The organism is Enterovirga sp. (genome assembly GCF_028290205.1).
In the GTDB taxonomy this organism is placed as follows: domain Bacteria; phylum Pseudomonadota; class Alphaproteobacteria; order Rhizobiales; family Beijerinckiaceae; genus Enterovirga.
This window is the reverse complement of sequence record NZ_JAQGKF010000198.1, coordinates 1-8798: the sequence shown is the minus strand read 5'-3', so window position 1 is coordinate 8798 and position 8798 is coordinate 1. Positions and strand designations below refer to the sequence as shown.

Sequence of the window (8798 nt, the reverse complement as noted above, 5' to 3'; positions counted from 1 at the left end):
GCGCTCAGCACGCTGCCGAGCAGGGCGCCGGCCGCCAGGCCGCCGATCACGCCGGCCGCAACGGCGCCACCGCTCGGGCCGCGCCGGCGATAGCCGTAGGCCGGGCCGTAGCCGCGTCGGCGGCCGTAATACTGGGTGTAGCTCTCCGCCGGATAGGCACCGGCCTGGGCCCGAGCCAGGGCCTCGGCCCGCGTGCTGGCCGGGGAGGCCGAGGCGGTGCCGGCCGCGAGCGCCGAGGCCGTCAAGGCGCCGACCGCGACGGCGAAGCGAATGGACGTCTTCATCGGGAGACCTTCGTGAACAGGCTGCCGCGAGGGCTGCATGGCCGAGATGGTGGCGGGACCCGCCTGAAGCAACGGTGAACGAGGGGCGTCACTCGGCCGGCACGGCGAGCGGCGCCGGCGCGCCCGCATGGGGACGGCTGTCGGCGGCCGGGGTCGGCGAGGAGAGCTTCTCGAACATCAGGTAGACGACCGGCGTGATGAAGAGCGTGAGCAGCTGCGACATCAGCAGGCCGCCGACCACCGCATAGCCGAGCGGCTGGCGCAGCTCCGCCCCGGCGCCGACGCCGAGCGCGATCGGCAGGGCGCCGAGCACCGCTGCAGCCGTGGTCATCATGATCGGCCGGAAGCGCAGCACGGCCGCCTCAAGGATGGCCTCCCGGGCCTCCGCGCCCTCCTTCCGGCGCTCGATGGCGAAATCCACCATCATGATGGCGTTCTTCTTCACGATGCCGATCAGCATCACGATGCCGATCATGGCGATCACCGACAGGTCCATGCCGGCGAGCTTCAGCGTGAGCAGGGCCCCGATGCCGGCCGAGGGCAGGCCGGACAGGATGGTGAGCGGGTGGATGAAGCTTTCGTAGAGGATGCCCAGGATGATGTAGATCACCAGCACGGCGGCGAAGAGCAGAAGCCCCTGGTTCGCGAGTGCCTGCTGGAACAGCTGCGCGGTGCCCTGGAAATTGGTCTGGATGCTGGCCGGCAGGCCGATCTCGCGGCTCGCCGCCTCGATGCCGGTGACGGCCTGCGACAGCGCCACGCCCGGCACGAGGTTGAACGAGATGGTGACCGAGGGCAGCTGCGCCAGGTGGTTCACCGTCAGGGCGGTGGGCAGCTCGCGCAGGGTCGCGATGGTGTCCAGCGGGATCACGGCGCCGGACGGGGTGCGGATCGCGAGCTTGCGGAGCACGTCGCGCGCATCGGCGTATTTGCGGTCCGCCTCCAGGATGACCTGGTAGGTGTCCTCCGGGGCGTAGATGGTCGAGACCTGGCGGGTGCCGAAGGCCGAGTAGAACTGGTCGCGCACCTGGTCGACCGTGATGCCAAGCCTCGCCGCGACATCCCGGTTGATGTCGATATAGGCGCTGCGGGCCCGCATCTGCAGGTCGGAATTGACGTCCACGATGCCGGGCACCTGGGCCATCTTGTCCTGCAGCAGGGGGGCGAACTTGCGCAGGCCGTCGAGATCGGTCGATTGCAGCGTGTACTGGTACTGGGCGCGCGATTGCAGCGCCCCGACGTTGATCGACACCACCGGCTGCATGAAGATTGAGATGCCGGGCACCGCCGCGGCCGAGCGGCGCAGCCGCTGGATCACCTCGATCACGCTCGCCTTGCGCTCGGGCTTGTCCCGCAGCGTGATGAACATGCGGCCGGAATTCTGGGTCGCCGAGGGGCCGCCGCCGCCCACGGTCGACATCACGTCGAGGACGTCCGGATCGCGCCGGATCACGGCGGCCAGCGCCTGCTGGCGGGCCACCATGGCCTCAAAGGATGCATCGTCCGGCCCGACGGTGGCGGACGTGATGAGGCTGTTGTCCTCCGTCGGGAAGAAGCCCTTCGGGATGTCGCGGTAGAGCAGCACGGTGACCACGAAGGTGGCCAGGGTGATGGTCAGCATGACGGCCGGCACGGCCACCACGCGGCGCAGCGCCCATTCGTAGCCGCGCGTCAGCCGGCTGAAGCCCCAGTCGAAGGCGCGCAGGACGAAATTGTGCCGCTGGTGGTGATCCACCGGCTTCAGCATCCGGGCGCAGAGCATGGGCGTCAGCGTCAGTGACACGAGGCCCGAGATCAGGATCGCCATGGAGATGACGAGGCCGAATTCGGTGAACATGCGGCCCACCACGCCGCCCATGAACAGGACGGGGATGAACACCGCGACCAGCGAGATGGTCATGGAGATGATGGTGAAGCCGACCTCGCGCGAGCCCAGCAGGGCGGCCGGGAACGGTTTTTGGCCGTTCTCCACGTGCCGCATGATGTTCTCGAGCATGACGATGGCATCGTCGACGACGAAGCCGACGCAGAGGGTCAGCGCCAGAAGCGAGATGTTGTCGATCGAGTGCCCGAACAGGTACATGCCGGCGAAGGTGCCGACGATGGAGATCGGCAGCGCCACGGCCGGGATCAGGGTCGCCCGCCACGAGCGCAGGAAGAGGTAGATCACCCCGATCACCAGCACCATGGACAGCAGCAGGGTGAATTCCACGTCCTCCACGGCGTGCCGGATGGAGAGCGAACGGTCGTTCAGCACCTTGATGGACATGCCGGCCGGCAATTCGGCCTCGATCGTCTTCAGAAGACCGCGCGCCCGGTCCACCACCTCGACCGTGTTGGCGTCCGGCTGGCGCTGAACGGCCAGGATGATGGCCCGTTTGCCGTTCAGCCAGCTCGCCACCTTGTCGTTCTCGACGCCGTCCACAGCCGTCGCGACGTCGGCGACCCGGACCGGCGCGCCGTCCTTCCAGGCGACCACGATGGGCATGTAATCGGCGGCCCGCATGATCGGGCCGGTGGCGTCCAGGATGGCGCTCTGGCTGCCCTGGTCCATGGCGCCCACGGGCTTGGACGAGTTCGCGGCCGCGAGCGCCTGCTGAATGTCGAGCAGGCTGAGGCCGCGCGCCTGCAACTGGCTCAGATCGGCCCGGACCCGCACGGCGTATTTCTGGGTGCCGTAGATCAGGACCTGGGCCACGCCCGGCAGCGTGGAGAGGCGCGGCACGATCGAGGACTGGCCGAACCGGTCCACGTCGGACAGCCGGGTCTGGTCGGAGGAGAGGGCCAGGAACAGCACCGGCTGGTCGGCCGGGTTGACCTTGCGGAAGCTCGGCGGGGTCGTCATCTCGCTCGGCAGCCGGCGCTGGGCCGTGGAGATCGAGGACTGGACGTCCAGCGCTGCGCCGTCGATCGACCGGTTCAGGTCGAACTGGAGCACGATCGAGGTGGCGCCCAGCACGGAGGTCGACGTCATCGACGACACGCCCGCGATGGTCGAGAACTGCTTTTCGAGGATCGCCGCGACCGAGGACGCCATGGTTTCGGGGCTGGCCCCGGGCAGCTGCGCCGACACCTGGATGGTCGGGAACTCGACGCGGGGCACCGCCGCGACGGGCAATTCGCGGTAGCCGAACAGCCCGGCAGCCACAAAGGCGACCATCAGCAGGATGGTCATCACCGGGCGGCGGATGCAGGTCTCCGACAGCATGGTCGCCTCCGTCAGCCTCGGCGTTTTTCGGGCGGCGCCGGATCGCCGCCGGTGGCGACGCCGTCGCGCGGCACGGCCTGCTGGGCCTGGACCAGCGCGCCGTCCACAAGGCGCAACTGACCATCGACCACGACCTGCTCGTCGCCCGTGAGCCCGCGCGAGATCACGGTGTCGGTGCCGGCCGTTCGGGCCACGGTCACGGGCGTGAGCTTGGCGCGCCGGTCGGTCCCGACCACGAACACGTAGGCGCCCTGCTGGCCGATCTGCACCGCGGCCGACGGCACGGCGACGGCCTCCGCCTCCACGCCGAGCGTGGCCTGCACGGCCACGAAGGCCCCCGGCCACAGGCGCTCGTCGCGGTTCGCCATCTCGGCCTTGGCCACGATGGTGCCGGTGGCGAGATCCACCGTGTTCTCGAGATAGGCGACATGGCCCGGCACCGACCAGTCGCCGACCCGCGCCTCGATGCCGACCCGGCCGGCCGCCATGGCGGTCCGGAGGCTGCCGAACAGCGATTGCGGAATGGCGAAGGACACGTAGATCGGGTCGACCTGGTTGATGGTCGCAATGGCCTGGGCGTCCGCGCTCCGGACCGTCGTGCCGACCTTGAGCGCGATGGAGCCGATCCGGCCCGAGATCGGGGCCCGGATCACCGTGTAGGTCAGCAGCGTGGCGAGGTTGTCGCGGTTGGCCATGTCGGCCGCGAGCTGCGCCTGCTGCACCCGCAGCAGGGTCGCGGCGGTGTCGCGCTGCACCTCCGTGCCGATCCGCTTGGACAAGAGCTCCTCGAAGCGGGCGAGGTCACGCCGGGCTTGCTGCACCTGCGCGCGGTCTTTTTCGACCATGGCGTCCGCCTGGGCGAGTTGGGCGCGCAAGGCCCGGTCGTCGAGCTGCACCAGGAGGTCGCCCTCGCGCACCAGCGCGCCTTCCTTGACGGAAATCGCGGCGATCTGGCTGTCGATGCGGGGCTTGATGGCGATGGAGGCCATGGACTGGACGGTTCCGACCGCGTCCACGGTCACCGGCACGCTGCGCCGCTCGGCCTTGGCCAGGACCACGGGCACGGGCGGAGGAGCCGGCCGGGTCGGCCCGGGCGCGCCGGCCTGCACCGTGCCGGGCTTCGGCAGATAAGGCGCCAGAATGGGCGCCCGCTCGGAGGCGAAGCGCAGCGCCTCGTCCTTTTTCCAGAACAGAAAGCCGGCGGCGGCCGCGAGGCCGGCGAGAAGAAGGACGCGGATCATGCGGAGGTCGCCTCGCGGGCCCGGATGCGTCGGGTCCGGCTGGAATGCGCCGAGATGGCGTCGAGCGGTTCGGGCGCGGCCGGGGGCACGGCGGGGCCGTCCGCCACACCGCGCAAAATCAGGCCGCTGATCTCGCGGGCGACCTCGTCGTCGTCCGCCGTGATGGCGGCCGCGCCGCCCCAGATCATGCCGATGGTCAGATGGGCGATGCGGTCCGGATCCACGGCTCGGGCTTCGCCGGTCCGGACCCCGTCCCGGACGGCCCTGGCCAGAAACCCGGCGATGCGGGCCCGCCGGTCACGGAAGATGCGCCGGCGCGACTGGTCCACAGCGGCGGCGCCTTCGCCCAGAAACCGCAGCGGCACGAGATGGTCCCGAAAGGTCGGCAGCAGGGCCCGAACCAGGCCGAAGATCCGCTCCGCAAAGCTTGGCTCCGCGTCCAGCACCGCGCCGAGTTTCGCCTCAAGCGCGTCCAGCGCTTCCACGAACACGGCCGCGAACAGCGACGCCTTGCTGGGGAAATAGCGGTAGAGGGTCGGCTTGCCCATGCCGGCTTCGAGGGCGATCTCGTCCATGGACGCGTCGTCATAGCCCCGACGCGAGAAGACGCGGGCTGCCGCATCGAGCAGGCGCAGCCGCCGCTCGCTCCGCCAGTTCTCTTCCAGCGCCAGACCCATCGAGCCGTCACCTCCGCGGCCGCCGCGAGCAGCCGACCCGAACAGCCGTCCCCCAACAGCAAGTCGCAAGCCCGATGCCATAGAACTTCCGAGTTCTATTGTCCAATCGTTCAGAGTCGTTTCACGGGTCGGGCCGGAGAGATGTCAGGCTCCGCCGCTGCGGCTCCCAGCCGGGGTCGCATGCCGCCGGAACAGGGAGCAGGATCGGCTCGCGGACCCGGGCCCGCCGCCGTTGCCGGACCAGCACCGGGCGGTGGACCGACTTCACGACCTCGACCACATGCAGGCCGGCGAAGGGCAGCGACAGCGCCGCGCCGCCGCGTTCCCACATCGCGGCGCCGCTCAGCAGGAAGCGGCCCCGGAAGGGGGGCAGGTACAGCGCCTCGGCCCAGCGTTCCGGCGTGAGTTGGGTACGCTGCATGAGGCGGCGGAGCTGGGAGCGGCTGAACGGCTGCCCCTGGCCGAACGGCGTCCGGTCCATGCGGGCCCAGAGCCCGCGTCGGTTCGGGCACACGATGAGCGCCCGGCCCGGTGGCGACAGCAGGCGGGCCACCTCATGCAGAAATTCCGCCGGGTCCTCGGCGGTCTCGAGCGCATGGATGACGAGCAGCCGGTCGATCGAACCGTCCGCCAGCGGCATCATCAGGGGATCCGCCAGGGTCGTGGCCGAGGGGCCCTCGGCCGGCCAGCGCATCGCGCCCTGCGCGGCCGGCATGAAGACCAGGATGCGTTCGGGGCTGGCGCCCAGCGCCGGCAGGTAGGGCCCCGGATAGCCGAGGCCGAGCAGGGAGAGCCCGCGCAGGTCCGGCCACAGCGCAGCCATCACGCGGCCGACGAGCCGGCAGGACACCTGCCCGAGCGGGCTGTCATAGAAGGACCGGAGATCGGTGACGTCCACGCTCACGCTTCCGGTCCCCTCGCGCCCGAAGCGCCGCCGGTCGATTCGGCGCAGTTTCCAGGGCAGTCTCGCCATGGTAGCCACGGCCGCTTCGCGCAGAGAAGGCCATGCCCGCCGAGATTCGTGTTTTCCGCTGTCTCCAGGACAATATCGGTGCGCTGATCCATGATCCGCAGACCGGCGCCTGCGCGGCCATTGACGCCCCGGAAGAGGGGCCGATCCTGCAGGCCCTGAGGGACACGGGATGGCGCCTCAGCGACATCCTGGTCACGCACCGCCACGCCGACCACGTGCAGGCGATCCCGGCGCTGAAGAAGCGCTTCGGGTGCCGGGTGGTGGCCCCGCAGAAGGCTGGCGCCGAGGTGCCGGGGGCCGACGCCTTCGTGCGCGAGGGTGACACGGTAAAGGTCGGTGAGCTGTCGGCCCATGTCTGGGAAACGCCCGGGCATTGCCGCGATCACATCGCGTTCTGGTTCGCGGCCGATCGCGCCCTCTTTGCGGGCGACACGTTGTTCACGCTCGGCTGCGGCCGGGTGATGGAATCGAGCTTTGCCGAGATGTGGCATTCGCTGCAGCGCCTGGCGGCGCTGCCGGTAGAGGCGCGCGTCTATTCGGGGCACGATTACGTGCTGTCGAACGCCAAGTTCGCGCTGGCCGCCGATCCGGACAACGAGGCGCTGCAGCGCCGCGCCCGGGAAGCCGAGGTCGCTGCGGGCGAGAACCGGTTCCTGATCCCGTCGACGATCGGCGAGGAGCGCGCCACCAACCCGTTCCTCCGGGCGGGCGAGCCGCAACTCGCGGCCTCGGTCGAGAAGCCGGGCGCCGATGCCGGAACGGTGTTCCAAGCCCTGCGCGAGTGGAAGAACCGGTTCTGACCGGAGGGCGGCCGCGGCCGGATGTCACCGCGGCATGACCGTCCCGAGGCGTCTCGGCTCGCGGAGCCCCGCCCGATCCTGGCCCGAGGCGACCTGATGCCGGACCGCGACCTCGTTCTGGCGCTCGAGAGCCGGCTCGTGAACGCGTGGCCGTCCTTCGAGGTGGAACTCGCGGAAGGCTGGCTGCTGCGCTTCGCCGAGGGCTATTCGAAGCGGGCCAATGCGGCGAGCCCGATCCTGCCCGGCGCGCGCCTCGATGCCGGGCTGATCGAGGCCATCCTGGCGAGCTTCGCCGAGCGCGGCGTCGCGCCGTGCTTCCGGCTGACCGGGATCGAGGATGCGGGCGCGGAGGCGGCGCTGGCCGCCCATGGCCTTGTGGATTACGACCCCTCGCTCGGCATGGTGGCCGAACTCGGCGACGAGCTGGCGCTGGACAGCTCCATCCGGCTCGAACCCGCCCCCAAACCCGCCTGGGTTGCGGCCGCGGCAGATGCCTATGGCGGCGACAAGAGCAACCGCGACATCCTGGGCCGGATCGTGCGGCGGATCCGCCAGCCGGCCGTCTTCGCGACGCTGAGCCTGGACGAGCAGGACGCGGCCTGGGGCCTCGCCGTCACCGAGCGCGGCTATGTCGGGCTCTACGACATCGTGGTGGCGCCCGACCTGCGCAGCCTCGGCCTTGGCCGGCGGCTGGTCACGAGCCTGATGGCGTGGGGCCAGCGAGCCGGGGCGTCGCGCGCCTACTTGCAGATGCGGGAGGCGAATGCGGTGGCGGACGCGCTGTACCGTTCGCTCGGCTTCACCACCGCGTATCGCTACACGCACCGCGTCGGGGCCGAGGACGAGCGCCGTCGCGCCCTCACAGTCGCGACCAGCGCGCCGGCCGCGATCAGCCCGCAGCTCAGCGCCAAGGCTGCCGACGGCTCGGCATAGCCGGCCGCGACCAGAACCAGGGTGGAGGCGACCGGGATCGCGTAGGAGCCGACGCCGAGCAGCCGGATGTCGCCCCGCTTCATGCCGAAATCCCAGAGGTAGAAGGCGATCCCGACCGGGCCGAGGCCGCTCGCCAGCAGCGCCAGCCATTCGGAGGCGCTCGGCTGGACGGTGGTCTCGAAGGCGAGGTGGCACAGGAGGCCGAGCGCGGCCGTCACGAGGCAAAAGCCGGTGACGGCGTCGGTCGGCACCTCGGCCACACGCCGCGACAGGACCGAGTAGCCGGCCCAGACGAAGGCGGCCCCGGCGGCCGCCAAATAGCCTGCGAGATGTTCCGGCCGGGCCTCCAGCGCGCCCCGGCCGGCCACCAGGACGACCACGCCGGCGAGGCCGAGCAGCGCGCCCACCACATGGGCGGCGCGCAGCCGCTCGCCCGGCAGCGCGGCCGAGAACAGCACGATGAGCAGCGGCCACAGGTAGTTCACGAGCCCGGCTTCGGCCGGCGGGGCGAGCTTGAGCGCCGCAAAATAGAGGGCGTGATAGCCGAACAATCCGGCGATCCCGAGTGCCCAGACCAGTGGCCGCTGCCGCAGCGCCCGGGCCGCGCCGGGCCGGAAGGGCCAGCTCGCGACGCCGACCAACCCGCCCACGGCGAAGGTCACGGCCAGAACCTGGAAGGGCG

At 70.7% G+C, this 8798-nt stretch carries 7 protein-coding genes and 1 pseudogene; 2 read left to right on the top strand and 6 right to left on the bottom strand.

Features of this window, described 5'->3' with window-relative positions:
• The 5 genes and pseudogenes from JWR86_RS13825 to JWR86_RS13805 form a co-directional block, all read right to left on the bottom strand.
• Positions 1 to 284: pseudogene (locus JWR86_RS13825) on the bottom strand (hypothetical protein); the annotation flags it as partial.
• 88 nt (positions 285 to 372) lie between these two features.
• Positions 373 to 3492 carry an efflux RND transporter permease subunit gene (locus tag JWR86_RS13820; RefSeq protein WP_299566600.1) on the bottom strand — a complete coding sequence of 1040 codons (3120 nt, stop codon included), beginning with the start codon at positions 3490 to 3492 and terminating at the stop codon, positions 373 to 375.
• An 11-nt stretch (positions 3493 to 3503) separates the two neighbouring features.
• Entirely contained in the window at positions 3504 to 4733 is a 1230-nt protein-coding gene (locus tag JWR86_RS13815) for an efflux RND transporter periplasmic adaptor subunit (protein ID WP_299566598.1), read from the bottom strand.
• Positions 4730 to 5410, bottom strand: coding sequence for a TetR/AcrR family transcriptional regulator (locus JWR86_RS13810; protein WP_299566596.1), 681 nt, complete (start codon positions 5408 to 5410; stop codon positions 4730 to 4732). Before JWR86_RS13810 ends, JWR86_RS13815 begins: the two co-directional genes overlap by 4 nt.
• A gap of 121 nt (positions 5411 to 5531) precedes the next feature.
• A complete protein-coding gene (locus JWR86_RS13805) occupies positions 5532 to 6314 on the bottom strand; it encodes a methyltransferase domain-containing protein (RefSeq protein WP_299566602.1) in 783 nt (260 codons plus the stop codon).
• 101 nt (positions 6315 to 6415) lie between these two features.
• Between JWR86_RS13805 and gloB the strand changes: the two genes are divergently transcribed.
• On the top strand, positions 6416 to 7183 hold the full coding sequence (gene gloB / locus JWR86_RS13800) for a hydroxyacylglutathione hydrolase (protein WP_299566594.1): 768 nt from the start codon (positions 6416 to 6418) through the stop codon (positions 7181 to 7183).
• Positions 7184 to 7204: 21 nt separating this feature from the next.
• A complete protein-coding gene (locus JWR86_RS13795; RefSeq protein ID WP_299566591.1) occupies positions 7205 to 8116 on the top strand; it encodes a GNAT family N-acetyltransferase in 912 nt (303 codons plus the stop codon).
• Here the strand turns inward: JWR86_RS13795 and JWR86_RS13790 are convergent.
• Positions 7999 to 8798, bottom strand: an 800-nt coding sequence (locus JWR86_RS13790; RefSeq protein WP_299566589.1) for a DMT family transporter, incomplete at its 5' end; no start/stop codon positions are given. The genes JWR86_RS13795 and JWR86_RS13790 overlap by 118 nt on opposite strands.